Source organism: Solidesulfovibrio alcoholivorans DSM 5433 (assembly GCF_000702665.1).
Classification (GTDB): Bacteria; Desulfobacterota; Desulfovibrionia; order Desulfovibrionales; family Desulfovibrionaceae; genus Solidesulfovibrio; species Solidesulfovibrio alcoholivorans.
This window is the reverse complement of sequence record NZ_JNJA01000016.1, coordinates 13,030-39,247: the sequence shown is the minus strand read 5'-3', so window position 1 is coordinate 39,247 and position 26,218 is coordinate 13,030. Positions and strand designations below refer to the sequence as shown.

Here is a 26,218-nt window from a genome sequence, read left to right as displayed (position 1 = left end):
ATTTCCGGCGGACGGACGCGGGCGGCCGGAATTTCCGGCGCGAAGCGCCTACGGACGCACGATACGGCAGCGCAGCGGGAAGAGGACGTGGCGGAAAGCGGGACACACCTTGACGGCATCGACGACGCCTCCCTGGCCAGGGAGGCGGCGGAAGGCGATCAGCGGGCATTCGCCGCGCTGGTTTCGCGGCATAAGGCCGCGGTGCTCCATCTGGTCTCGCGTTTTTGCGACGATCCCGATGGCATGGAGGACCTCGCCCAGGAGGTCTTCGTCAAGGCCTACCTCAACCTCGGCGCGCTACGCAACGGCGCGGTCTTCCGCGGCTGGCTGCACCGCATCGCGGCCAACACCTGCATCGACTGGCTGCGTCGGCGCAAGGCCGAGGCCGGGCTCGTGGACGGCCTGGAGGAAGGCCTTGCCGACGAACGCGACATGGAGCGCCTGGAAGCTCGCGAAGCCAGACGCCGGCTGGAATCGGCCATGACCACGGTACTCGGGCAGAAGGACCGCACGCTCGTGATCCTTCTGGGACTTGAAGGGAAAAGCGTGGAAGAGGTCGCGGCCATCACAGGCCTGTCGCGGGTCAACGTCAAAGTGCGGGCCTTTCGCGCCCGGCGCAAGCTGCGGGCGTTTCTGGAGAAGGATTATGCGTGAAAGCGACAGCCGGCGCTGGGGCACGATAGGCGTTTTTTGCATCTTCGCCTTGGGCCTCGGGCTCGGCTGGGGCGGGGCGTCTATCTGGATGACCCACGCCCTGCGCGACAGGGACGCCGCCGACGTCGATGTGGCGCGCTCGCGCCTGGAAGCGGAGGAGATGCGCCTGCTCGATCTCGACCCCGGGCAGCGGGAACGTTTTCTCGAAGCGAAACACGAAGTGTACGGCGAAATCCGTCGCGTGCTCGGCCGCAACAGGCCGGAGATTGAAGGGATTTTGCGCCGGGGCGACGTGAAGATCCGGCCCATGCTCTCGCCCCGCCAGCTCGCCGTCTACGATCGCCTGGAGGCCCGCTACAGGCTGAGCCTGCCCGAGCGCCCCGCAGGCGCGGACGACTGAGCGCGGCGCGTCATTCATTGCGCAGAAGCGGCAGGGCCTTCTCGGCCAGGGCGCGGGCCACGCCGGCAAGCCCCAACGCCAGCGTCAGGGCAGTGGCCAACCCGACCGTGACCAGGGCCGGTCCCGGGAAAAACCGGAACGGCAGTTCCAGAAACGCCGTCACGAACGCCCAGGCCAGCGCCGCCCCCAGCCCCAGAGCCGTGAGCCCCGCCAGCACGCCGAGAAAGGCGTTTTCCGCAAGCAGCATGGCAAGCACCTGCCGCCGACTTGCGCCGCACACCTTGCACAGCACCGCCTCGTAGCGCCGCCGCCGCATGCCCGCGGCCATGGTCTGCACGAGCACCAGCATGCCCACGGCCAGCGTGGCCGCCGCGGCCACGGTCACGGCGCGCGCCACCTTTTCGGCGATGGCCATCACGTCGGCCAGGGCGTCGCCGACGCCGATGGCCGTGACGTTGGGAAAGCGGTCCGTGACGGCGGCGAAGACCGCCTCGCCGGGATTGCCCGGGGCTGCGCCATCCACGTAGGCCGTGGCCAGGTGGGTCATGGGCAGCCCGACGAGGCTGCCCGGGGAAAAGACGAACACGTAGTTGATGCCGAGGCTCAGCCAGTTGACGCGGCGCAGGCTGGCCACTTCGGCCGTGATCTCCCGGCCGAGCACGTTGACCGTCACCGTGTCGCCGACGCCAAGCCCCAGGCCCTTGGCCACGCCTTCCTCCACCGAGACCAGCGGCGGCCCGGCATAGTTTTCCGGCCACCACGCGCCGGCGACGAGCCTGCTGCCTCGGGGCTCCCGGGCGGCATAGGTCAGGCCCCGGTCGCCCTGCACGGCCCAGCGCACGTCCTCGTCGACGTCCACCGCCTCGGCCGGCACGTCCTTGACCCGGGTGATGCGCCCCCGGATCATGGGCGAGGTCTCCACGCGCGTGACGCCCGCGATGGCCCGGGTTGCGGCCTGAAAGTCCGCGATCTGGCCGGGCTGGATGTCCACGAAGAAAAAGGCCGGCGCGGCGCGGGGAATGTCCTCGGTCGCGGCCTGGCGGAAATTGGCCTCGACCAGGGTCATGGCGCAAAGTGTGGTCAGGCCGAGCCCGAGCGCGGCGAGCACGGGCCCCACCTGGTTGCCCGGGCGCGACAGGGCGCGAAGGGCAAGCCCCACGGGGCCGTGGCGGCGGCCGGGAAGCCGGGCCAGCAGCACGGCCAGCACGGCGAACAGGCGAAAGACGAGGGCCGCGCCAAGGACCGCCACGACGAACCACAACCCGAGGCGGCGGCTCGGCGAGGCGGCCACGGCCAGGGCCGCCAGGGCGGCCATGCAGGCAAACCCAGGCAGCCGTGCGGCCAGGGACGGCCGGGGCAGGGTCGGAACGGCATAGCCGCGGAAAAGCAGCAGCGGCGGCACGCCCGCGGCCATGGCCAGATGCGGCAGGGAAAAGGCCAGGGTGGTCAGCGCGCCGCAAAGTCCGGCCAAGCCAAGCGCGGCCGGAAAGGGTCCCGGCGGCAGGGCCGTTGGCAGGAACCGGGAAAGCAGCGGCCCGGCCAGGGGCGGCACAGCCGCGCCGAGCGCCAGCCCGGCCAGGATGCCGCAGCCCGCCAGGGCGGCGATGACCAGGAAATACGTGATCCAGGCCACGCGCCGGGATGCGCCCACGCATTTGAGCACGGCGATGGCGGCCGTGCGCCCGGCGAGGTAGCCCGAGGCGGCCTGGGACACGCCGATGCCGCCGAGCAGCAGCGCGGCCAGGGCGACCAGGCCGGTCGCGGTCGTCAGCCGGTCCATGAAGCGGGCAAGTCCCGGCTGGGCGGCCGAGGCGTCGCGGATGCGCCAGCCGGCCTCCGGGAAGTCCCGCTTGAGCCGCGCGGCGTCCGCTCTGGCGTCCGCGCCGGGCGGCAGCTTGACCCGGTAGAAGTGGCGCGTGAGGCTGCCCGGGCCGGCAAGGCCCGCCTTTTCCAGGGTGTCGTCCTGCACGAGCAGGTGCGGCCCGAGCGTGGACAGCCCGGTCGCGGCATCGGGTTCGCGGCCGAGCTTCGCGCGTATGGTATAGGACGCGTCGGCCACCTTGATGCTGTCGCCCACGCCGACGCCAAGGCGCGCAAGCAGTTCCGGCGCGGCCGCCGCGCCGGGCAGCCCCTCGCGCACCGCCAGGACTTCGGCCAGGGGCAGGGGCGGATCGAGGGCGACACTGCCGTAGAGGGGATAGGCATCGTCCACGGCCCTGAGCGTGGCCAGGGCGCGTTTGCCCGGCCCTGCGGCGCGGCGGGCCATGGTCTGCATGGAGACGAGGTGGGAGACGCGGCCGAGGGCTGTCAGGGCCGCCAGTTCCTCCGGGCTTGCCGGCCGCTGGGCCAGGGTCGCCTCCAGGTCGCCGCCGAGCAGTGCGGCCGCATCCCGGGCCAGGGCCGCGCCGTACGAGGCCGCCAGGCTGCCGACGCCGGCCACAGCGCCGACGCCAAGGGCCAGACAGGCCAGGAAAACGCCGAATCCACGCAGCCCGGCGCGCAATTCCCGCCGGGCAAGGCGCGCGGCCAGGCAACAATCTTGGAGCAGATGCATGGGGTTCCTTCTCGTCGTATCTGTAGGGAAAAAAGCGGCTGCGGTCCATCCATCCCCGGAATATCGGCTTTTTGCATTGCAAGGGAAGGCGAAATAGGCCAATTGTCATCACTGCGGCGAAACGCGTGATTTGGCCCGGGGACCTGCCGCTTCCCGGGCCGTCCATCGGGAACAGCAAGGACAGAGGGGGAAGCGGGCCGTGAAAAATCTCAAGCTCGGCATCAAGATCAGCGTCGGTTTCGGGTTGTTGATACTCATTGCCTGCGTTCTTGGCGGTATGGCCGTGGTCAACATGCGCTCCGTGGAAGGCGAGTCCACGCGTCTGGCCAAGGAATTCGTCCCGGAAGTGAACGTCGGCAATGCCGTCGAGCGTGCGGCTCTGCAGACGATGCTCGAGTTGCGCAGCTACGGCTACAGCGAGAACAAAAAGGAACTTGACGCCGGTCTGCGCAACCTGGGCGAACTCAAGCGGGCCCTGGCCGAGGCCAAGGCCCATTCGGACAAGTACCCGGACCTGGTCAAGCTGCGCGAGGACGTGACCAAGGCCCAGGCCAAGGCCACGGAATACGAGAAGCTCATCAACGACACGGCCGCCAGGGTGGAGGCCATTGCGAGCGTGCGCCGCACCCTGGATCAGGCCGCGACGGAATTCGTGAAAAACTGCGAGGAATACCAGGACAGCCAAGCCAAGGCCCTCATCGAAGAAATCGGCAAGGGGCTCGCTCCGGAGGCCCTCAAGGACCGCGCCGAGAAGGCTGATGCCATCTCCGGCATCATCAACGCCGGCACGGTTATCCGCGTCGGCAACTACCGGGGCCAGCTCTACCGCGACCCGCGCATCATCGAGGACGCCGTCAAGGGCTTCGCCGGCCTGGATCAAGCCGTGGAGACCCTGCGGAACAAGACCCGCGTCGACGCCAACCTGCGCCAGCTGGCCGCCATCAAGGACGCCGCCCAGAAATACCGCCAGGCACTGCTCGATTTCCTGGACAACTACAAGGCGTTGCAGGAACTTGCCGGCAAGCGGCTGGAAGCCGCCAATGCGGTGCAGGACGCGGCCGAGGAAACGGCCAAGGCCGCACTGGACGCGACGCAGAAGACCGCCAACGAGGCCGTCGTCAGCCTGTCGAGTGCGTCCTCGATCATGATCGTCGGCCTCATCGTCGCCATCCTGCTCGGCATCGTCATCGCCGTGGTGCTTACCAAGGCCGTCACCGGCCCGGTCATCAAGGGAGTGGGTTTCGCCAAGGCCATGGCCGAGGGCGACTTCACCCGCCTGCTCGACATCGACCAGAAGGACGAGATGGGCGTGCTCGCCTCCTCGCTCAATGAAATGGTGGGCAAGCTGCGCGAGGTGGTGGCCGAGGTCCAGTCGGCCTCGGAAAACGTGGCCTCGGGCTCCGAGGAGCTTTCGGCTTCGGCCCAGAGCATGTCCCAGGGCGCGACCGAACAGGCGGCCAGCGTCGAGGAGATTTCCTCGTCCATGGAGCAGATGAGCTCCAACATCAAGCAGAACGCGGAAAACGCCCAGCAGACGCAGTCCATCGCGGTCAAGGCCGCCCAGGACGCCCGCGAGGGCGGCGAGGCCGTGGTTTCGGCCGTGGCGGCCATGAAGAACATCGCCGAGAAGATTTCCATTATCGAGGAGATCGCCCGGCAGACCAACCTGTTGGCCTTGAACGCCGCCATCGAGGCGGCCCGTGCCGGCGAGCACGGCAAGGGCTTCGCCGTGGTGGCCGCCGAGGTCAGAAAGCTCGCCGAGCGCAGCGGTTCGGCCGCGGCCGAGATCTCCGAGCTGTCCTCCTCGAGCGTGCAGGTGGCCGAGCGGGCCGGGTCCATGCTGACCAAGATGGTGCCCGACATCCAGCGCACGGCCGACCTTGTCCAGGAGATCGCCGCCGCGAGCCAGGAGCAGAACTCCGGGGCCGATCAGATCAACAAGGCCATTCAGCAGCTCGACCAGGTGGTGCAGCAAAACGCTTCGGCTTCCGAGGAAATGGCCTCCACCTCCGAGGAGCTTTCGAGCCAGGCCGAGCAGTTGCAAAGCACCATGGCCTTTTTCCGGGTGGACGGTCTGGGACGCAGCCACGCCCGTACCGTCAAGGCCCTGCCCTCATCGACTGCCCGGCGCGCGGCGTCGCGCCCGGCGCGTCCGGCCGCGCCCAAGGCCGCATCTGGCGGCGTCGGCATCGACCTCGACGACAAGGACGACGACTTCGAGCGGTTCTAGTTCGCTGTCGCGCCATGTTCTTCAGGCCGGGGAGCCCAAGCGGGCTCCCCGGCTTTTTTTTGCGCCCGGGATGGGTGCGGGTGGCTTGTCCTTGGCCGGTTTCCTCCGTAGTTTGGCCGGCGCGGCCCATGCGACGGGCCACGGGAGGACGTATGGACGCAGCCGCCTTGCGTGCACAGTTTCCGGTCGTTGCCGAAACGGCCTTTTTCAACCACGCCGCCGTCTCGCCCATGCCCGTGCGGGCCTGCCTTGCCGGGCAGGCGGTGTTCGAGGACCGCTGCCAGCGGGCTTCGGCCGATTATTTCCGCTGGCTCGACGCCGTGGCCGCCGCACGGGGGCTGGCCGCGAAGCTGCTCGGGACCGTGCCGCAACAGGTGGCGTTTACGGGCAACACCTCCCACGGCCTGGGGCTCGTGGCCGCGGGCCTGGATTTCGCACCCGGCGACACGGTGGCCGTGACTTGGCCGGATTTTCCCACCCTGCGCTTTCCCTTCGACAACCTCGCCGCACGCGGCGTCCGCGTCGTGGAGATTCCCAAGCACGACGGCCGGGTGGACCTGGATGCGGCGCGGCGTGTCATCCCGGGCTGCCGCCTGGTCGTCGCTTCGACCGTGGACTGGGCCACGGGAGTGGCCGCTCCCGTGGCCGAGCTTGCCGGGCTGTGCCGCGAGGCCGGCGCGCTGTTCTGCCTCGACGCCATCCAGAGCCTGGGCGCGCTGCCCATGGACGTGACGGCGCTTGGCGTGGATTTTCTGGCCGCCGGCTGCCACAAATGGCAGCTTGGCCCCATGGGCCTCGGCATCTTCTATGTCGCGCCGGGGGCCGCCTCCCGCCTGGATACGGTGCTTGCCGGCTGGCGCTCCATGCGCGACGCCGAGGAGTTGCGCGGGGAGTTCGCCCTGAAAGACGGCGCGGGGCGTTTCGAGCCCGGCACCCAGGACATCGCCGGCGTCTGCGCGTACGGCGCGTCGCTGACCCTTTTCGACGAGCTGGGCATGGAGACGGTGCGGGAGCGGATTTTCGCCGCCGTGGACCTGCTGGCCGCAGGGCTCGACGAGCGCGGCCTCGCCGTGGTCTCGCCCCTTTCCGGGCCAGGGCGATCGGGCATCCTGGCCTTCGCCCACGGCAACGCGCCGGCGCTTTTCAAGTACCTCATGGGGCATAACGTGGCCGTGTCGCTGCGCGACGGGCGCATCCGCCTCGCGCCGCACTGCTACGCCGACGCTTCGGACGCGGCGCGCCTGTTTAAGGCCCTCGATGCGTTCGACGGCCGCTAACCACAGCCAAGGAGACGCCTTTGAAACGCGCGATTTTCGTCATGAGCCAGAAGGGCGGCTCGGGCAAGACCACCTTTTCCCGGGCCCTGCTCGATCATCTGCGGTTCGGCCGTGGCATGGCCGTGGCGGCCTTCGACGCCGACGGGCAGGTCGGTCAGTTGCTCCAGTACTATGGCGCGCGCGACGCCGAGGGGCGGCTTGCCGCGCCCCAGAACCCCTTGACCGGGGTGGGGGTGTTCGACCTGCGCCGCCGCGAGGAGCGGGGGCTTGTGGTGGACGCCCTGGATCTCGGGGCGCAGACGCTGTTGTTCGATTTTCCGGCCGGCTGCCTCGACGACCTGGCGCGTGTGCTGGGCCGGGGCGGTATCGGCCCTGTCCTCGACGAATACGAGCGCGAGGGCTACCGCGTCACCGTGGCCGTGGTCGTGTCCAACGTCCAGTCCTCGGCCGGCAACGTGCTGGCGGCCATGGAGGTCTTCCGCGACCGGGTGGACTACGTGGCGGTGAAGAACCTTTTTTACGGCAAATCCGAGGATTTCCTGTTCTTCGACGGATTTACCGGGGCTGATGGCCTGCTTTACGGCGGGCAGGCACGGGAGGCGCTTTCGCGCCGGGGCGGCGTGGTGCTTGCGATGCCGGCGCTTCCTGGCCGGGAATACGCCCTTTGCGACATGTATTGTCTGGGATTTCGCGAAGCGCAGGGCCATCCGGCGTTGCGCCGTTCGGAGCGGGCGACCGTCGCCCGATTTCTGCAGGAGTGCGGCGAGGCCGTGGATGCGGCAGGGCCGCTGCTTGGCTGCGCCGCCGGCGCGCCGGCGGCTCCGGCTACGCGCTGGCCTCTTTCCTGAGGCCCCGGTTGCGGGAGGTCCGGGAGGGGCTTTCGCCCCTCCTTTGCCACGGTGGCGTTGCCCCCTGAATCAACCGAAGGAGCGGGTGAACAAATCCGCGATGGCGGCCTTGCCGGCTTCTTCCAGAAAGCGGGTGCCTGTGCCGGTGAAATGCATTTGCGTGATGGTCGGCGCGGCCACGGGAGCCCAGGTGTCGCCGTCCCAGGTGAACCAGCCGCGTTTTTCCTGGCAGAAGACGAAAAGCGGTTTGTTGCAGATCTTGGCGAATTCCGCGCCCCAGCCCGTGCCGCCCTTGACCGTGCCATCCTCCTGGATGGTCCCCACGACAAAGACCTCGAGCCCCGCGTCCACCTGATGCATGATGGTGCGCAGCACCATGCGGATCTGCGGGCCGTTGCTGAACTTGCGCGAAAGCAGCTTGGAGACGTAGGTCAGGCTCACGTCCTTTTTTGCCAGTTCCTCCTGGGTCAGGACCCGGATGCCGCGCGTGCGTTCGATGCGGTGGCCCTCGAAGGTGAAGTTGACTTCCTGGACGCTGTGCAATTCCGCCTGGCGGCCGAATTCGGCTTCGGCGCCCTGGGCGCCGCCGCTAAAGAGCGTGAAGTTGGTGGCGTTGGGCATGGGGACTCCTTGCGGGTGGTTGCGTTGCGCGCGAGGCCGCGCGGCAAAAAATCGCCATATTTTTCATAGTGCCTGTTTTGCGGGTGCCGCGCAAGACGCCTCATGCCGGACGTTTCACGATCCGTCTGCATGGCGCGGCGCGGAACCGGTGAGTTTCGGCTCTGCGCGACATGGAAAAATACCGCGAAACGGCGGGCTCCGGGGACGGCTCGCCGCGTTGGCGTCTGCTCCGCGCCTACTCCAGGTGCATGCGGGTCATGGACGTCTTGAGGTCGGTGGCCAGATGGGACAGGCTCGCCACGGACGAGGAGGCCATGGACATGGTCCCGGCCGTTTCTTCGGCGATGCGGTTGATCTGTTCGGTGGAGCGGTTGATCTCCTCGGAAGTGGCCGACTGCTGCTCGGCGGCTGTGGCGATGCCGCGCACCTGATCCGAGGTCTTTTCCACGTAATTGAGGATCTGGCGCAGGGCGTCGCCGGCGTCGTGGGCGAGGACGTCGGCGTCCTCGATGACCTTGGAAGTCTCGTCGGTTGCGGTCATGTTGCGCCGGGCGCTTTCCTGGATGGCCTGGATGTAGTTGCTGACTTCCTTGGTGGCGGTCATGGTCTTTTCGGCGAGCTTTCTGACCTCGTCGGCCACGACCGCGAAGCCGCGTCCGGCTTCGCCGGCGCGCGCCGCCTCGATGGCGGCATTGAGCGCCAGCAGGTTGGTCTGGTCGGCGATGTCGGAAATGACCTGCATGATCTGGCCGATGCCTTGCGCCTGGCCGCCGAGGTCCTGCATTTCGGATTTGAGTCCGGCCGCCTTGCTGTTGACGGACTCCATGACGGCGATGACGCGGTCCACGAGTTCCGCGCCCTTGGAGGCCATGGTGTTGGCCTGGCCGGCGGTGGCGGCGGCGTCGCCGGCGTTCTTGGCCACTTCCAGGATGGTGGCGTTCATCTCCTCGATGGCTGTGGCCACTTCGGCCGTGCGGGAGCGCTGCTCCTCCATGCCTTCCGTGGACTGGGTGATCTGGAGCGTCATCTGTTCGGCGGCTTCGGCCAGGCTCTCGGAGACGGCCGTGGCTTCAAACACGCCCTTGGCGATGCGCTGGTTCTGCTCGGTGATGGTGCGTTCCTTGAGCACCACGCCCGTGAAGTCGGCCACGGACACGAACGCGCCGATGAGCTTGTCGTCGAAATCGACGATGGGCGTGGAAAAAATGCTGATGAACTTGTGCTTGCCCTTGCGGGTGTCGAACTCGGTTTTGGACGATTGCCGGGCGCGCTGCCGAATGGCGAGGTCGGCGATGGTTTCGCGGCTGTCGCCGTAAAAGAAGCGGGCGAAATTGGCGCCGAAGTGGGTCGCCGGCGCGCCATCGTTCTCGGTCAGGCGCACCATCTGCTCATTGAGCCACTTGATCTCCCCCTTGTCGCCCACGATGGCCATGGGCGTGATGATGTTGGAGAGCATGGCTTCATCCTTGCTGAGGCGTTCCTTGAGGCTTTTTTCGTGCGTCGCGATGCCCTGTCGCAGTTTGTCGGTGGCCAGAAGCGGGTCGTCGTCGAGTTCGCAGTCGAAGGTGGCGGAAGCGGTGGAGGCGAAGACCTGCTCGATGCAGGAAAAGACCGCTTCCACGCGGCGATTGGTCCACAACAGCATGGCCGCGAGACAGACGAAAGCCACGGCGAGCAGGCAGATGGAAATTGCGCCGTCCGTGAAGGCGGAAGCGGCCAGGAGGATGGCTTCGAGCACGAGAGCGGCGACAAGGATGGAACGCTTCATGGTGTACCTCGTGAGTCCCTGGTTGGTATCCATGGGAAAAAAAGGCCATAGTCGATTCGCGGCCAAACCGCAACGCGACGGTCACGGTTCTGGTCGGCGGGAAGAGGGGAAGTGGAGGAAGCGGCGGAGGACAGGCTGTCTTGAGGCCATAGGGTCGGCCGGGTCACCTGTAGGCGGAGAGCGCGTTTTCGGGCATGAGGCGCAACGTCCGCGTCGGGGAAGTCCTGGTCCCTTTGTCCCGAAGGCCGGTCCAGGCCTGAGCCTGAGCAAGCCCGAGGCCCCCCTTCCCCTGAAGCGGCTCCCTCTGGACCTCAACCCCCGATTCCGGCCCCGGCATAACGGGATCGGGCAAATTTGCGCCCCTGGCCCGAGGCAACGCCGCCTCCGGGCCGGGAAGCCTACCCGGCGGCGTCTGTCGGGGCATGCGCCTGCGGCAAAACAGGGTGGCGCTCATCCGTCGCCTGATGGCCGTGCTGCATGGAGGCAAGCAGTTCCCGCAGCGTCTGTGTCTGCCCGGCCATCGCTTCAACGGCCTCAGCCGAGTGGCGCATGGTCACGGTAAGCTCCTCGGAAATCTGCGAAACATCTGTCACACTGCGGCTTATTTCCTGGCTTGTCGCGGCTTGCTGCTCCGCCGCCGTGGCGATGGAGCCGATCTGCCCTGACGTCTGCTCCACCAACTCGACGATGCCGCGCAACGACGCGCCGGACTGTCCGGCCAATTCCGTGGCTGCGGCTATGGAGTCCGCGGCCTTTTCCATACTGTCCATGCTCTCCCGTGTTCCGGTCTGGATATCCCGCACAGCCAGATCGACTTCAGCGGTGGCTGCCATGGTCTTTTCCGCCAGCTTTCTCACCTCGTCGGCCACCACAGCGAAGCCCCGTCCTGCTTCTCCGGCCCGGGCCGCCTCGATGGCCGCGTTGAGCGCCAGCAAGTTTGTCTGGTCGGCGATGTCGCTGATGACGCGTAGCACCGTGCCGATGCCTTCCGCCTGACGGCCAAGCCCTCCCATGACCTCCTTGAGCGTGGACGCCTGCAAATGCGCCTCGTCGATGCCGGAAATGACCCGGGCGACGACATCGGCCCCTTCCCTGGCCTTTTGTCCGGCACTTGTCGCGGCGTGGGAGGCGTGCGCGGCGTTTTGCGCAACCTCGCCCACAGTGGCGTTCATTTCCTCCATGGCGGTCGCGAGCTCGCCCAGGCGCATGCTTTGCACTTCCGTCCCGCGCGTGGATTGCCCGACCTGGGCGGCAAGCGCTTCGGAGGCGGCGGACACGGCATACACCACGCCTTTCAGCGTTCCCGCCGTTTGCAGCATGCCTTCCGTCCTGGCTTCTTCGGCGGCACGCCTTGCCTGGTCGGCTTCCAAGGTGGCGGTATTGGCCCGGTCCACGGCCGCATTGGCCAACTCGGTCTGGGCCTGGGCCTCGGCAATTTTGCTCTTGAGGCTCGCGACCATACGACGCAGGCTCTCGGCCAGTTGCCCCAGTTCGTTTGGGCGGGAAAAATCGAGCGCAGCGTCGAGATGCCCTGCGTCCACCGTCGCGGCATAGATCTGCAACTGCCGCAGCGGACGCACGACGATGCGGGATAGCGCCAGCATGCTGCCGACGATAAGGGCCGCCATGGCGGCGATGCCGGCCCAGAGGAGCTGGTTTCGCTGCGCCGCCGCCTGGGCGACGATCGTCGCGCGGTCCATCGTGAAGGCCATAGCCCAGTGCCAGTCCGGGATGCGGGTCCAGACGATTTCCTTCTCCTTACCGTCAATGGTGCAGGCGCCCTGGCCTTCCGGCTCTTCGAGCATGGGCGCGATGCCGTCCGCCCCGGCCATATTCTTGAGGATCAGTTTCTTGTCGGGATGCGCGACCATCACGCCCTTGTCGGACAAAATGTATGGATAGCCCGTGGCCCCGAGCCGGGTCTGCCCAATATAACGCTCGATGAACCGGTCGAGGGGGTAGGTCATGCCCACCACGCCGAGCACCTTGCCAGCCTCGTCGCGAACCGGGACGTTGAAACTGACGACGAGCTTGTCCGTGGCGTTGCTTTTGGCCGGCAGGCGACTGCGGGACTCCTTGCCGTCCAGGGCCGCCCGGATGGTCGGACTTTTGCCGAGGTCGTTTACCGGCGCGGCCTTGCCCTGCACCATGAGCAGAACCTGCCGGCCCCGGTCGTCCATGAGATAAAACGTGTTCACGTCTTTCGAGGCCCTGGACATGGCGGCGATGATTTCCGGCGCCGGACCGGATCCGCCGCGTAGAAATTCCCGCATGGCCGGCACGTGTGCGGCGGCCCGCACCAGTTGCATCTGCTGCTCGCCGAAATCCTCCGTGGATTTCTTGAGCATGTCGGCGAGTTGCTGCATCTCATGCCGCGTGGAAGCGATACTTTTCTGATAGGCCGACGACGAGACAAGGACGACCAGAACCGCTTGAATGACAAGAATGATCGCCCCGATGATGAGCGACATGGTCGTCATGATGCTCCGAAAGCGCATGGGCAGCTCCGCTTGGCTTATGAAATGAAAGGGGGAATGTGAGTCAATGCCGGATAAGTATGACGGAACAACTCACAATATATTTTGTTTCCACGGAAAGTTCTTGTTGCAATTTATCTTGCCATACGTTGCAACAGACGCGACGCCAGCAGCGATGCCGGCGTCGCGTCATACAGCAGCAATGCCGACTTGACACGGTCATTACCACTTATACGTAAAGCCGAAGGCCACCTTCCATTCGTTGTTGCCGTTGCTTTCGGCCTGGTGATACAATCGATGTCCCCAGATGCTTTCCTGGAACTGGCCGTGCGCCCAGCCCGTCTCGACGATGGCGGCAAGGTTTTCGTAGATCATGTACTTGGTGTCGAGGTTGATGCCGAACATGGACTCGTTTTCGCCAAGGTCGTGTCCCATGGTCATGTAGGAAGCGCTGTACGTCCGGGCCGTGCGCAACGCCCGGGCGGCGTTGTTGCCGTGGGCGTAGGCGAAGGTCAGTTGATTGGTCAGTTTTTCGACGAACGAGATGTTGGCCAGCGACAGGCCGATGCCGTAGTTGCCCACGGGCCGGGCGTAGGCGCAGTAGTTGCGCCCGAGCGCCTGGTCGCTTTCAAAAAGGAAGCTGTTGCCCGCGCCCCACTGCGAGCGCAGATAGGGCAGGCGCTCGGAGCCGTTGCCGGTGGATTTGTCTTCGCCGGAGGCCCACCAGGCAAACAGTTGCGGGGTGAACACGGTAAAGCCGGTGTATTCCGCGCCGGCGTCGACCATCCAGCCGTGGCGCCGGGCCGCCTTGGCATCGCCCATGGCGCCCGCGCCGTAGGCGACGTCGGCGTAGAAGCGCACCGGGTCCAGGGCCGAAACTTCGAACGCGCCGCCGAACCAGGAGTACGGGTTCTGGGAATTCTTCCAGGAGCCGAGCTTGGAGCTCGCGGTCATGTTGGCGTAGCTGGCGGCGGAGAACAGGGTGTTGGTGAAGTTCGTACCGCCAAGATCCGGGAAGTCATTGGAGTTTTTCAGGGCGTAGTTGGCGTTGCGCCCGGCCACGGCGACCATGGCCCAGGGCGTGGCCTTGAAGCCGTCCAGGGTGACGGGCAGGGTCAGGAAATAGGCGTCGAGTTCATCGCCCACCTGCGTCGTGGAGTTGTCGAAGCTCCTGTTCGTATCCAGCAAGCGGCCGAAGCCAAACTGGGCCGTGAGCGTCTCGGGAATCAGGGGCGCGTTGACGACCACCGCCGCCAGGGGGTTGCTCCACACGACGCTGCTGTTAAACAGCTTGCTTTGCGGCAGGCTCAGGAACTGCAGGCCGGCCGCGACCTGGATGTCCGTGTCCGGATACTTGAACTGGAGATAGGCCAGTTCGACCATCAGGGCCGCGGTGGGATTGGCCGCCGTGTAGGTGTCGTAGCCCCAGATCGTATCGACTTTGAGCCCCAGCCGAAAGTACAGATTCTTGTTGGCCTCGAAATCGAAGCGCGGGCGAAAGCGCTGCCATATCTCGAATTGGTCTTCCGTCTTGGTGCCTGTGCTGTTCCAGCCGGTAAAGTTGTGGTTGGCAAAATAAGTGCCGTAGACGCGCATGTCGCCACGCGCCTTGACTATGGTTTCGGCCTTGGCATTGGTACAAAGACAGATCGCCATGGCGCTGGCGAGTATGAGGCTTAACAATCGTCGCATTATCTTCCTCCATTCGCAGAATCGCTGCGTTGCATTGCCTGTCACGGCACGCCGGGGATGCTTCGGCACGCGACCCGAGACCCGGGTGCCATGAAGGCTCCCGGCCGAGGGGCATCCCCGACGTGCCCGGACTGCGCGGCAGGAGGGCGTGTTCCCGCCGCACGATCACTGAGGAAACGTGCCTATCGGACCGGCGCTTCAGCTCTTGGCCGGAGCGGGATTCTTCCACTCCTTGAAGAACAGCGGGCAGCCGCCGGGAACCATGGGCGTCTTCTTGCCCAGGTCCCGGCCTTTGAGACCCGGATAGTCCGGTCCGTAGCGGTAGGCCCGGTGCACGGCGTTGGTCATCATTTTGAGGTGGGCGTCAGGCAGGGAGTCCTTGTCCTCGTCCAGGACGCACTTGGGCACGTCGGCGGCGACGGGGCTCACGTAGTCCCATACGATCTGCTTTTCCGGCGTCACTTCGAAGATGTGGCCGTGGTGGGTGGAGGTGACGAGGACGTTGCCGTTGGGGAGTTTCTGGACCGCTCCCTGGCGGAAGCTGAAGAAGCTGTTGACGTCCTTGGAGGCGTATTCCCAGACGACCTTGCCGGTCTTGGGATCCATCTCCACGACCCGGGAACGGTTGCCTTCGGGCCGCTCGGAGCCGTTGTCGAAAAGGAGCATGTGTCCGTTGTCGAGGGGCGTCACGCAGTGTTCGCCAAAGACCTGCTGGTCGCGGTCATCGTACCAGGACGGGGCCTTGCCCGCGCCGTAGGCCGAGGGATTGCCCCAGCGGTACTCGATTGCACCTGTCTTGCGGTTGATCAGGTAGAATTCGCTGAAGTTGCGCGAATTCACGAGGACCTGGTCGGTTCCGGGCAGATAGTCCACCGTATTGAAGTGGCTCCAGTCGAAGTTGGGATAGACGCTGCCCATGGGAAGCGGCAGCGTATAATTGATGTCAAGTTTTTTCGGGCCCTTGCCAATGTGGTCCCAGGCGTGCCATTCCCAGACGGTCTTGCCGTCCTTGTCCACTTCGCGCACGAAATCGACCCAGAAGTCGTTGTGCTCGACGCCCTTGGAGACCATGGCCTTGTCCGGGATGGTCTTGGGGTCGCGACCCTTGGCCAGGGCCTCCTGCTTGGTCTTGCGCTCCCAGCCGAGGATGAGGGTGTTGCCGTTCGGCATGCGTTTGAACGTGTGGTGCTGGTAGTGGTCCTTGTCGGCCATCCTGTATTCCCAGACCACCTTGCCGTCCCAGTCGAGCTCCTGCACGATGCCGCCGATGCCGCCGATGCCGTTGTCCTTTTGCGGGATGTAGCCGGCGCGCAACAGGTTGCCGTTGGGGAGCAGTTCGGCGTAGAGCCCGGCCGTGTACTGGCATTTCCACTCGTGGACGACGTTGCCCTCCATGTCGATCAGGTATGTCGTCTTGCTTTTGACCGTCGGCGAAATCACCGTGTAACCGTTGTACGCCTTGTCCTTGTCGTACTTGAGCACGCCCGTCGGACCGACCATGGCCTCGTAGGCCAGAGCCGGAGCGGACAGGACCAGCATGCCCAAAGCGACGACACAAGCCCTTGCCAACCGTTTCATCGCAGTTTCCTCCCTCGCGCCTCGCGTTGTGCCCTTGCCGCCGCACCGCCCCTACGGCACTGCGGCCATGGCGTTGCACAAATTCGCAACCCCTTGCGTTCCTCCGCCATTTCTCTTGCGGCTTCCCCATCGCCGCCCCAAAACATGGCGCGGGACTGGCGGCCACCGCCAGTCCCGCGCGCCTTATTCCACCTGCTGCGCGTACTGCGCCGCGGTAAGCAGTCCCCCGAGCCCGCCGTCGGGGCGGACCCGGACGAGCCAGCCCGCGTCGTACGGCGACTGGTTAAGCAGTTCCGGCGTGTCGGCCAGGGCCTCGTTTATGGCCACGACCTCGCCGGAAACCGGAATGATCGCTTCGGAGACCACCTTGACGGACTCGATGGATGCGCAGGACGTGCCCTGGTCGAAATGCAACCCCACTTCGGGCAGGTCGACGAAAACCACGTCGCCGAGCTGGCTTTGGGCGAAGTCCGTGATGCCGATCAACACGGTTCCATCCGCTTCCGGCTTCGCCCAGAGATGTTCGGCGTGGTAGGATCGGTCGTCGGGATAGGTCAGGCTCATACAGACGCTCCTTGCCTGCGGTCAGGCGCAGCCCCGGCGGCCGGGGCGGGAATGCGGTTCATCACTGCGCGGCGACCGGCTTGCGCGGCGCGCGGATCGCCATGGGCACGATCTCGTCCAGGGTCGGGTGGGCGAACATGACCTCGTGCAGCCGCTCGGGCGTGTAGCGGCCGGCGAGCAGCAGCTGGGCCACGGTCACAAGATGGGAGACGCCGTGGCCCACGGCCGCGATGCCGGCCATGTCCTCGCCGTCCCAGACCACTTTGACCAGGCCGGAGGCATTGCCACCGGCCTGGGCGATGGCGTTGAGGCTCAAGGGCACGGCGGAAACCGAAACCCGCCGGCCGGCAGCCGCCAGGGCCTTGGCCGTCTCGCCCACGCGCATGACCTCGACGCCGCCGTAGATGCAGGCGGGCACGGGGCCGGGCACATAGGGACCCGTTTCCTCGCCCAGAAGCCGCCGGGCCACGTACGTGCCCTGGTGCTCGGCCGCATGGGCGAGCAGGGTCCGGCCGTTGATGTCGCCCACGGCATAGACCGTGGTCGCGGCTTGCAAGGCCGCATCGACCACGACGAAGCCCCGGCGGTCGCGGGCGCAGCCGGCCTTTTCGCAGTCGAGGTCCTTGGTGTTGGGCGCGCGGCCGATGGCCACCAGCGCCTTTTGCGCGGTCAGGACGCGGCCGTCCTCCAGTTCGAGGCGCGCCTGGCCGTCCCTGGTCGCCAGGGAGACGGCCTTGACGCCGCTTATGCACGTGCGGCCGGCCTTGGTGATGGCCCGTTCCAGTTCGGCAGCGATATCGGGGTCTTCGCTGGGCGCGATGTGGGGAGCCGCTTCCACCATGGTGACCTTGGTGCCCAGGGCGGCGTAGAAATCCCCGAGTTCCAGGCCGATGGCCCCGGCCCCGACGATGATGAGACTTTCGGGCACGTCCGCAAGCGCCAGGGCGCCGGTGCTGTCGAGCACGGCTTCGTCGTCCGGGGCCATGCCGGAGAACACGGCGTTGCGCGAGCCGCCGGCCAGGATGATGGCATCGGCCTGAAGCCGCTCCTCCGTGCCGTCGGCCTGGAAGGACACCAGACCCTGGCCGACGCAGACGCCACGACCGTTGCGCAGGTCGATGCCGGCTTCGGTCAGGGATTTGGCCAGGACCTGGCTCGACCCTTTGAGGAACCGGCTGACGCGGCTGCGCAGGGCGGCGAAATCCACGACGATCTCCCCGCCGGCCAGGCGTTGCCGGGCCAGGGCGTGCAGCTGGCTTTTGGGCGTGACGGCTCCCAGCAAAAGCTTGGTGGGGATGCAGCCGCAGTTGAGGCACGTGCCGCCCCAGTGCTTCTCCTCGATGACGGCAACCTTCTTGCCGCCGGCCGCCAGGATTCTGGCCGCGGCGGTTCCGCCGGGACCACCGCCGATGATGATCGCATCATACTGCATAACATCGCCTTTCTTTGTCCGCGCGGCGCGTGTCTCGACCCACGAAACCACGCTCCGCGTTCCCGGCGTCCCGCCGGGAGAAGAAGGTTGTTGCCCGCCACCTGCGTTTCGCGGCTATCGGGGCGCTATGTCGGCCTTAAAAAGCGTGTTTCGGGAAGCGGAGCGGTATTTGAGCAGCATGGCGTCCTCCAGGGGGGGGAGACCATGCAGGCCGCCCGGCGTCTCCGCCGTGGCGCAGGCGATCCGGTAAGGCAGCTGGTGGTCGCCGCAGGCCTCAAAAACCATGGCCGCAGCTTCTGCTGCCTCCTCGCGCGTGGGCCAGGAAGCGGAACCGTCCGCGCGGGGAACCGGCGCGGCGAAGAAACGGATGTCGTAATCGGGAAAGGCCCGCACGAGGGCGATGGTCTCGGCCAAGGCCGTCTTGTCCGGGGTCTGGCCGAACAGGGCGTTGTAAAGGGACGCCGGACCGGGGATGTCGAGGGAGACCTTGGCCACGGCCTTGGCTTCGATCAGGCGGCGCAGCAGGGCCGGATTGCGGCCGTCGGCGCGTAGCAGCACCGACAGGCCGCCCTTGGCCAGGTGCGCGACCAGCGTGACGAAGTCGTCCTCCCGGTCGACCGGGCATTGGGACACATAAAGCCCCGAAATCCAGCCATGCAACAGTTCGCTGCGGGTGACCGCCGGCTCCAGGGCATGGCCGGCCAGCAGGTAGGCGATCACTTCGCCGCTGCCCTGCTTGACGACCTCGCCGTCGTCACACAGCGGGAATTCCACCCCCTCGGGATTGCGGTAGATACGCTTGCGGTTGGCGCGGTAAAACGTGTTGAATTCCTGGGCGTCCGCCTTGAAGTCGATGACGCCGTATTCGATGCCGCGTTCCTTGAGGAACGCCTTGACGATCCTGCAACGCAGACAGTCCGGCGCGGTGTAAAGGGTAATGCTCATGACCGCTTGTCCTGGGTATGGGGCGGGGAAGCGACGTTCCCCGCCCCGGTGGTTCGTTATTTTTCGCCGTCTTCCACGGAGGCCACGCACAGGGCGTTGCTGCCGGCGTAGGGGGCGCATCCGGCCACGGACACTTCCTTGGCGCGCTCGCCCAGGGCGGCGGCGCCGGGCACGCGGAAGGCGGAAACTTCCAGGGGCGCGATGGGGGTTTCCACGGGCTTTTGCGCCTGGGGCACCCAGGTGTAGGGCACGCGGTAGGCGCGGTAGGTCATGTTCATGGGGATGAACTTGCCCTTGTAGGGGGAAACGAATTCCCAGACGATCTTGTGGTCCGGGGTCACTTCGAAGACACGGCCGTCGGAGCCCTCGGTGATGAGGGTGTTGCCGTTTTCCAGGCGCTGCATGCCGCTGATGAACGGGCTGTAGAAGCGATTGCTGTCCATGGGGGCCAGGAAGCCCGCTTCGGCCGGGGTGTACTGCCACACGATCTTCATGGCCACGGGATCGATTTCGAGCACGCGGGAATAGTCGCGAAGCGCCGCCTTGACGCCCGTGGGCGCGCCGGGGTTGGGCACGTCGTAGCCGCCCCATCCGCCGTTGTCGAAAACCAGGATGTTGCCGCCGCCCGGCAGGGAATGGGGAATCATGTGGGCGTGGTGCTGGCCGATGATCCAGCCGATGGCCTTGGCCTCGGGGCTGTCGTCGTAGTCCGGGCCGAGCTTCCAGGTGATCTTGCCGGTCTTTTTGCTGATGACGAAGATGATATTGGCTTCGCGGCCGTCCACGATGATGTTGTCGGGGTGGAAGCGCTCGTCCCCGGCGTCGAACCACTTGTTGGGGCCGAGTACGGACATGGAGTTGATATGGATCCAGTCGCCCATGCCCTCGGGCTGGGTGGGACGGTAGTTGGGGTTGCGGCACAGGGTGTTCTTGGGACCCTCGCGAAAACCCATTTCTTCGAAATGCTCGTGGCAGTTCCATTCCCAGACGATGTCGCCGTCCCAGTCGACCTCGACGATGAGGTCGTCGAGGAGCTGCTTGTCGGAGATCTTGGAATTGCGGGCGTTGCGGTGGGCCAGGATCAGGGTGTTGCCGGAGGTGGACTTGGGCTCCATGCCCGGAGCGTAGTAGCCCACGGGATTGCCTTCGCGCTGGAAGTCGTGATGGTAGCGAGCCATCCAGCGGGGCTCCGTGCCCGGGTCCTCGATGTACTCGTTGCGGTCGAACTTCCAGACGATGTTGCCTTCCCAGTCGACCTGCACCACGTCCAGGCCGTCCTGCACACTGTATTTGCCGTCGCGCCGGCCGCGGCTGGTCACCAGGTAGCCACCCGGGAATATCTTGTTGGGCATGCCGAGGACACCTTTCCAGACGTTGACTTCACGCCCGTTCATGTCCATGAGCACGGCGCCGACTTCTTGCGCCTGGTAAATGGTGAAGCCATTCCAGCATCTTTCAGGATCATATACGGTTACCCCGGTCGGATAGATTGTGGGGTGTCCCATGGCGGGCTCCTTTGTGCGTTTTGAGGATTGATATGAGCTGCTTTTCCAGTTTGGCCTCAAGCTGGCATAAGCATTTAGCAGGCAGGGCAACGTCCCGCTGTTGCACTTGTTACAACTTTCGCAAAGAACGCATTTTTTTTGCGACAATCATATTTTCAGGAATAAATACGGGATGATGCAGGCTAGCATCGAAAGCGGGCCGGGCAAGGCAAGACACGAAGGGGTGCGCGGTACGCAAGAACGGCCATTTCCCGCTGGCCGCAGGGGGACCGAGACCCGGGTGGTTGGCGCGCTGTGCGCAATGCGCTAGCAACACCCGGCGGACAGGACGCGCCGGCTGGGCCTCAATGCGGCAAGTGGGGGCACGTGGCCAGCACACCGCTTGTTCGGGGAATGGTGCTGGTCAGGGAGACGAGGGATGGCAGACGTCGCGTCCCCGGAGCGCGCCCGGACGACCGGCGTCGGGGCAATGCCAGCGGCGCGGGCGCGGCAGGGGCGGCATTATTTCAGGATAAGTTCCCGGAAGCGTGTGTCGTCGAGAATGTACACTTCGTCCCGGGTATAGGGACCGAGGATGGATTCACGCTCCAGTTCCCGCAGGGCCTTGTTGAGCGTCACCCGGTGCACGCCGAGGAGGTTGGCCAGTTCCTGCTGGTTGAGTCCGGGCGAGACACGCGCCGCCATGCTGCCGTCCTCCAGCATGTGGGCGCGCAGGTGCAGGAAGGTGCAAATGCGCGACGGCAGGTCGTCCAGGCTCAGGCGTACGGACTGGTTGCACAGCACCCTGACTTTGGCGGCGAGGGTCTGCAGCAGGGCCATGGCCAAAGCCGGATAGCGGGGGATGAGTTCGCCGACGACGCAATCTTTCGAAAAAGAATAAAGAACACAGTCCGTTGCCGCGACAATGGTGCTGCATGAGGGTACTTCGTCAAAAAAAGGCGTTTCCCCGACGATGGCCCCGGGGTGCAGGGACAGCAGCAATTTTTCGCGCCCGTCGCGCGTAAAGCGCTGCAGGCGCACCTCGCCCTGGTCGATGAAAAAGAGGTGTTCCCCGGTGACGCCGCCCGGCAGGATTTCCGCGCCTTTGGGGAAGCGGCAGCGCTTCCCGTAGTGCAACACCTGTCTCCAGGCTCCGGCGACAGAAGGTATCTTCACGAATTCTAGGGACTTGTTTTCTTCGAGAAGGCAATATTTCCCTTTCTTCATGGGGATCGTCTCCCTACTGCGGGTGCTCTTGGCAGGGACGCGAGCAATGTTTCGGCGAACATTTCCTCATTTTGGAAGGGATGCAAGAAATTATTTGTGAAAAATGTAGCAATCGTTACAGCAGATATTGTGCCTCTCCCCTATTCTCCAGTCAAGCCTCAAGCACAATTCCAGGAGGAGGACTGGCTATGCCGTCACCAGGTTTTTATAAGGCTTCACTGTGCAAGTGGGGCTTGAGTTTACTATTGCCATTACTTGCCTATTTCGCCATGCCTGTGGGGAAGGGCATCGTGACCGTCCACATGGCCTTGTTCATGGCCTTTACGGTTTGGGCAGTATCTGTCTGGTCGATGGATGTAATCGATCAAGTGGCAGTCGGTATTGTTCTCCCGATATTTTATATTGTTTTCTGTGGCGTGCAGCAGCGGGTCGTTTTCGGACCCTGGCTCGGCGACGTGCCGATCATTGTGATTGGCGGTTTCACGTTGGGCAAGATCTTCCATGATACGGGACTGGGAAAGCGTATCGGGCTCGTCTGCGTCAGGGCCATGGGAGGCAGTTTTACGGGAACGCTCTTCGGGATATGCATCGCCGGTGCGATCATCGCCCCGCTCGTTCCCTCCATCATGGGCAAGGCCGCCATCATCTGCGCCCTCGGCGTGAGCCTGTGCGACGCACTGGAGTTCAACCCCAAGAGCCGGGAAGCGACGGCCGTCATGCTGGCCTGTCTGCTGACCGTCACGTCGACGAAATTATGCTATCTTACCGGAGGTGCCGACCTCGTCCTGGGCATGGCCCTCGTCGACAAGGTACTGGGCATCAAGACGACATGGCTGGAATATGCCATGTACAACTTCCCTCCCGGCATGCTGTATACGATAATGTCCGTGGGTTTGGTGGTCCTTCTGCTGCCTTCGAAGACGAATAAGGCGACCATGAAGACCAACCTTCTTGCCAAATGCCGGGAGATCGGCCCTGCCTCGCCCGAACAAAAGCGTGCGGGCTACCTGATGCTTGCCACGCTGTTTTTGCTCGCCACGGACAAGTTGCACGGCATCAGCGCGGGCATCGTGCTCATCGTGATCACGTTTGCCACGTTTCTGCCCGGTGTGAAGCTTATGGACGGCCAGCGCTTTTCCAAGATCAATTTTGCGCCGCTGTTTTTCATCATGGGCTGCATGGCCATCGGCAGCGCCGGCGGGGCGCTCAAGGTGACAGATTGGATCGCCTCGGTCACGCTGCCCTACCTCCAGAACCTCAGCGACAATATGGCCGGTCTCGCCGCCTACGTCCTGGGCGCGGCCGCCAACTTCCTGCTGACGCCCCTGGCTGCCACCACTACCATGACTTCGCCCCTCGCGGAGCTGGGCAAACAAATGCACGTCGATTCCCGTGCGTTGTATTTCGCCTTTCAGTACGGTCTCGACAATTATATTTTCCCTTATGAATACGCGGTGCTTCTGTATTTCTTCAGCTCGGGCTACATCCTTTTCAAGGACATGTTCAAAGTTCTTGCAGTACGTATGGTGCTTGCCGGCTGTTTTATTGCCCTTGTCGCCATGCCGTATTGGAACATTATACTTATGTAGATTGATTCCCGGAGGATGCTGAATATTTGGCCCCGATATAAAATGTCGGGGCCTTTTCTTTCAATAAGAGACCACTGCGCAATTCTCGCAAAATGCTATCGTCCCGTTTTCAGGGGTGCGCGGCGACTGCCATTGCTGCTTTTCTCCGGGCCCAGGAAGCTATCGCCCCCCGTTGGTGGCATTTGCCAGCCAAAAGAGGCACGTCTGCTCAGCAGGGAACCTTGAGGACCGCTTTTTAGATTGAAGGCCACGTCATTGTTCGGCCTTGGCCGGGTTGCCAACGGCATTGGCCGCACGCCTGGGCTTTGGGCGAAGCATTTTTCATGAGGTTTCCAGTCGATGAAGCCGTGCGACCACAACGGCCAGTGCCGGATTCGATTCCGACTTTCCTGTTGCGTATTGCAATGGCCATCGCGCAACACCTGCCACGATGCCCATGTCGCGGCCGGGAGTGAAAGCCGCACGCAATACTTCATGGCACAGTAAGACTAGGACACCTCTTCGGCCGAAACGCCCAAAGCCTCCCATTGGGCTGCAGCCTCGGCTTCGGCCCTGGCCAGTTCCTCTCCGGAATACGGCTTGAGGACAAGACTCTCGGCCACAAGCTGCCAGATGTATTTCACCTCGTACTTGTAGTCCTTGTAGTAGCGCGGCAGCCGCTTCATCATCTGGTCGCGGCAGTTGGAGCAGCCCACCACCACCACGTCGGCCCCGGTGCGGCGGATCTGGTCGTACTTGAGCCGGCCGTGGTAGGCCGACTGGGCCTCGAAGGGCATGGGCCAGTTGCCGCCGCCAGCCCCGCAGCAGTAGTTGTTCACGCGGTTGGGAATCATGTCCGCAAAATCGTCCACGCATTGCTGAATGATGTAACGCGGTTCCTCGTAGTAGGCCTTGCCGAAGTGCTTTTCCAGTTCGCGCCCATGTTTGCACGAGTCGTGCCAGGTAAAGCGCTTGCCGGCGTTGACGCTTTTGTCAAGCTCGATGCGCCCTTGGGTGATCACTTCCATGAGATAGTCGTAGAGGTAGATGAAATCCACCTGTTCGGCAGGGTCCTCCATGGCACACATCTTCATGCCCGACCGGCAGCCATAGGAGCCACCGCCGCAGTCCGGCATGATCATGCGGCCCACGTGCAGTTCCCGCATGAGCTCCATCTTGCGCCGGGCCAGTGTGGCCGTGGCCTCGAAGTTTCCGGAAAAAAGCCCCCAGTCAACGGCTTCCCAGTTGCGAGACGGCACGGTCCAGTTGGTACGGGCGGCGTAGAAGACCTTCCACCACCATTTCATGTCCTCGAAGTCGCCATAGACCTCCTTGGAATTGGGAAAAAAGAGGATGTCCGCGTCCTTTTTGTCCACAGGCACATAAAACCCAGGGCACTCCTCATCGGCCAGGTCGTTGCCCACGTCGAGCAGGGTGGCGAGGTACTCGGACTGGGCGATCTCCATGTTGTTGCCCGAACGCAGCACCCGTTCCACGCCCTTGTGCAGGATGCCCGGCACCTTGTCCCGAGGGCGCATGTGCTTGAGCTCGGCCATGACCGGCACGATGTCCAGACCCATGGGACAGACAAGGGAACAGCGGCCGCAGCCCGTGCACAACCAGGGAAAATCCGTGGCCGCCGCCTCGTCCACCAGCCCAAGGACCAGCATGCGCAAGATCTTGCGCACGTCGAGGTCGCCAAGACCGGGCGTGCCCGTGGCCGGACAGCCGTTGACGCAGGCCCCGCAGGTCATGCAGGCCTGCAAGTTGAGGTTTTCCGGCAAGAGCCGCAAAGGCTGGCCCTTGAGCCGTCCCCGGGTGTTCGCGTCGAGAACGAGGGGCGGGGGCGACGTGGCGGTGATGGTTTGCGTGTCCATGCTCTGCTCCCGTGTTGGCGGCGGGGGCGGGCGCGGCTCCTTATGCGGCGCGCGCCCGGTCCCCGTCCGCGAAAGGCGGCCGACACGATCAGGCCATGGCCTCGGCCGGCACAACCTGGCCGGTCTGGTCGTACATCAGGCCGCAGCGCAGATCGAAGTGCTTGTTCACGCTCATGGTCGGACAGGCGGCATTGAGCGCCACCTTGGTCACGGTGGAACCCAAAAAGGCCTGCTCCGGATCCTTCTCCTTGGAATGGTGGGCCATGATGATGAGATCGGTCTTGCTCCGCTGGGACATTCCCAGGATTTCCATGGCCGGGTCCCCGACGAGGCACTGGAAGTCGTGGTTGGCGATGCCGGCCAGGCGGGGTTCGTAGATTTCCCGCAGCCTGGCCACCGTGTCCGCCTGGGCCGCCTGCAGCGCCGCGGCATCAAGGTCCCCCTTGTCCAGGACATGGAAGACCGTCAGCGAGGCCCGGTAATGCCGGGCCATCTGTCCGGCGTAGGACACGGCGCATTCCGCCTGTTCGGAGAAGTCCGTGGCCGCGATCAGGTGGCCGAACCGCTGTGCGGCCGGCGCCTGGTTGGTGACGATCATGATCGGGCAGGAAGCGCGCTGGCTGACGCGCTCCAGTGTGCTGCCAGCCATGCCCCACATGCGGGAGCGCTTTTCGGTGTACTCCTTGGTGTGGGGGCCCATGATGATCAGGTCGGCATTCTTCTGCCTGGCCAGGCGCAGGATCTCATTGTGCGGGATGCCCGCCCGCACGATGATTTCGCAATGCGGCACGCCGGCGATACGGTCCTTGTAGAAGACCTCGATATTCTCCTTGATGCGCGCCGTGGCCCCGGAGGATTCAAGGTATTCAATTTCGCCCCAGCCCTGCTCCAGGCCGCACACATGGGCGAGGTAGAGCTTGGCGTCGAAAAGCTTGGCGAAGGTAAAGGCCTTTTCCGCGGCATTGTCACAGATGGCCGATGGCGTGACGGCCAGCACGATGTCCTTGAACATAACGCCTCCT

At 64.8% G+C, this 26,218-nt stretch carries 19 protein-coding genes; 6 read left to right on the top strand and 13 right to left on the bottom strand.

The genetic code is table 11. The features are described from left to right. The first annotated feature begins 87 nt into the window (after window positions 1-87). A complete protein-coding gene (locus tag Q368_RS0119195) occupies window positions 88-654 on the top strand; it encodes an RNA polymerase sigma factor (RefSeq protein ID WP_029460665.1) in 567 nt (188 codons plus the stop codon). Further along, window positions 647-1,054: a hypothetical protein gene (locus Q368_RS0119190; protein ID WP_029460664.1), complete on the top strand. Its 408-nt coding sequence runs from the start codon at window positions 647-649 to the stop codon at window positions 1,052-1,054. The genes Q368_RS0119195 and Q368_RS0119190 overlap by 8 nt, the downstream gene beginning before the upstream one ends. Before the next feature lie 10 nt (window positions 1,055-1,064). Here Q368_RS0119190 and Q368_RS0119185 read toward each other — a convergent pair whose 3' ends face one another. Further along, window positions 1,065-3,608 carry an ABC transporter permease gene (locus Q368_RS0119185; protein ID WP_029460663.1) on the bottom strand — a complete coding sequence of 848 codons (2,544 nt, stop codon included), beginning with the start codon at window positions 3,606-3,608 and terminating at the stop codon, window positions 1,065-1,067. 199 nt (window positions 3,609-3,807) lie between these two features. Between Q368_RS0119185 and Q368_RS0119180 the strand changes: the two genes are divergently transcribed. The 3 genes from Q368_RS0119180 (at window position 3,808) to Q368_RS0119170 (ending at window position 7,963) form a co-directional block, all read left to right on the top strand. Further along, window positions 3,808-5,838, top strand: coding sequence for a methyl-accepting chemotaxis protein (locus Q368_RS0119180; protein WP_029460662.1), 2,031 nt, complete (start codon window positions 3,808-3,810; stop codon window positions 5,836-5,838). A gap of 152 nt (window positions 5,839-5,990) precedes the next feature. Next, entirely contained in the window at window positions 5,991-7,115 is a 1,125-nt protein-coding gene (locus Q368_RS0119175) for an aminotransferase class V-fold PLP-dependent enzyme (RefSeq protein ID WP_029460661.1), read from the top strand. Between the two features lie 20 nt (window positions 7,116-7,135). Then, entirely contained in the window at window positions 7,136-7,963 is an 828-nt protein-coding gene (locus Q368_RS0119170) for a nucleotide-binding protein (protein ID WP_029460660.1), read from the top strand. A 69-nt stretch (window positions 7,964-8,032) separates the two neighbouring features. Here Q368_RS0119170 and Q368_RS0119165 read toward each other — a convergent pair whose 3' ends face one another. From Q368_RS0119165 to Q368_RS0119115, 10 genes are all read right to left on the bottom strand, one after another. Continuing rightward, the gene (locus tag Q368_RS0119165) at window positions 8,033-8,584 is read right to left on the bottom strand and encodes a hypothetical protein (protein WP_029460659.1); all 552 of its coding nucleotides are present in this window, start codon (window positions 8,582-8,584) and stop codon (window positions 8,033-8,035) included. 235 nt (window positions 8,585-8,819) lie between these two features. Further along, window positions 8,820-10,352: a methyl-accepting chemotaxis protein gene (locus Q368_RS0119160; RefSeq protein WP_029460658.1), complete on the bottom strand. Its 1,533-nt coding sequence runs from the start codon at window positions 10,350-10,352 to the stop codon at window positions 8,820-8,822. Window positions 10,353-10,750: 398 nt separating this feature from the next. After that, on the bottom strand, window positions 10,751-12,850 hold the full coding sequence (locus Q368_RS0119150) for a methyl-accepting chemotaxis protein (protein WP_084158907.1): 2,100 nt from the start codon (window positions 12,848-12,850) through the stop codon (window positions 10,751-10,753). 201 nt (window positions 12,851-13,051) lie between these two features. Next, window positions 13,052-14,521, bottom strand: a complete 1,470-nt coding sequence (locus tag Q368_RS0119145; protein WP_029460655.1) for an outer membrane homotrimeric porin — start codon at window positions 14,519-14,521, stop codon at window positions 13,052-13,054. A gap of 198 nt (window positions 14,522-14,719) precedes the next feature. After that, on the bottom strand, window positions 14,720-16,099 hold the full coding sequence (locus Q368_RS0119140; RefSeq protein ID WP_029460654.1) for an aryl-sulfate sulfotransferase: 1,380 nt from the start codon (window positions 16,097-16,099) through the stop codon (window positions 14,720-14,722). A 183-nt stretch (window positions 16,100-16,282) separates the two neighbouring features. Further along, on the bottom strand, window positions 16,283-16,663 hold the full coding sequence (gene gcvH, locus Q368_RS0119135; protein ID WP_029460653.1) for a glycine cleavage system protein GcvH: 381 nt from the start codon (window positions 16,661-16,663) through the stop codon (window positions 16,283-16,285). A gap of 61 nt (window positions 16,664-16,724) precedes the next feature. Beyond that, entirely contained in the window at window positions 16,725-18,095 is a 1,371-nt protein-coding gene (locus tag Q368_RS0119130) for a dihydrolipoyl dehydrogenase family protein (protein WP_029460652.1), read from the bottom strand. A gap of 114 nt (window positions 18,096-18,209) precedes the next feature. Then, on the bottom strand, window positions 18,210-19,040 hold the full coding sequence (locus tag Q368_RS0119125; protein ID WP_029460651.1) for a glutaredoxin domain-containing protein: 831 nt from the start codon (window positions 19,038-19,040) through the stop codon (window positions 18,210-18,212). 56 nt (window positions 19,041-19,096) lie between these two features. Then, on the bottom strand, window positions 19,097-20,545 hold the full coding sequence (locus Q368_RS0119120; protein ID WP_029460650.1) for an aryl-sulfate sulfotransferase: 1,449 nt from the start codon (window positions 20,543-20,545) through the stop codon (window positions 19,097-19,099). A gap of 501 nt (window positions 20,546-21,046) precedes the next feature. Next, entirely contained in the window at window positions 21,047-21,700 is a 654-nt protein-coding gene (locus tag Q368_RS0119115) for a Crp/Fnr family transcriptional regulator (protein ID WP_245611405.1), read from the bottom strand. 239 nt (window positions 21,701-21,939) lie between these two features. Here Q368_RS0119115 and Q368_RS0119110 point away from each other — a divergent pair, with 239 nt between their 5' ends. Continuing rightward, window positions 21,940-23,340: an SLC13 family permease gene (locus Q368_RS0119110; protein ID WP_029460648.1), complete on the top strand. Its 1,401-nt coding sequence runs from the start codon at window positions 21,940-21,942 to the stop codon at window positions 23,338-23,340. A gap of 488 nt (window positions 23,341-23,828) precedes the next feature. On the opposite strand, the gene Q368_RS0119105 is transcribed toward Q368_RS0119110, so the two are convergent. After that, the gene (locus Q368_RS0119105; RefSeq protein WP_211249793.1) at window positions 23,829-25,196 is read right to left on the bottom strand and encodes a (Fe-S)-binding protein; all 1,368 of its coding nucleotides are present in this window, start codon (window positions 25,194-25,196) and stop codon (window positions 23,829-23,831) included. An 88-nt stretch (window positions 25,197-25,284) separates the two neighbouring features. Next, a complete protein-coding gene (locus Q368_RS0119100) occupies window positions 25,285-26,208 on the bottom strand; it encodes a universal stress protein (protein WP_029460646.1) in 924 nt (307 codons plus the stop codon). Window positions 26,209-26,218 lie beyond the last annotated feature (10 nt).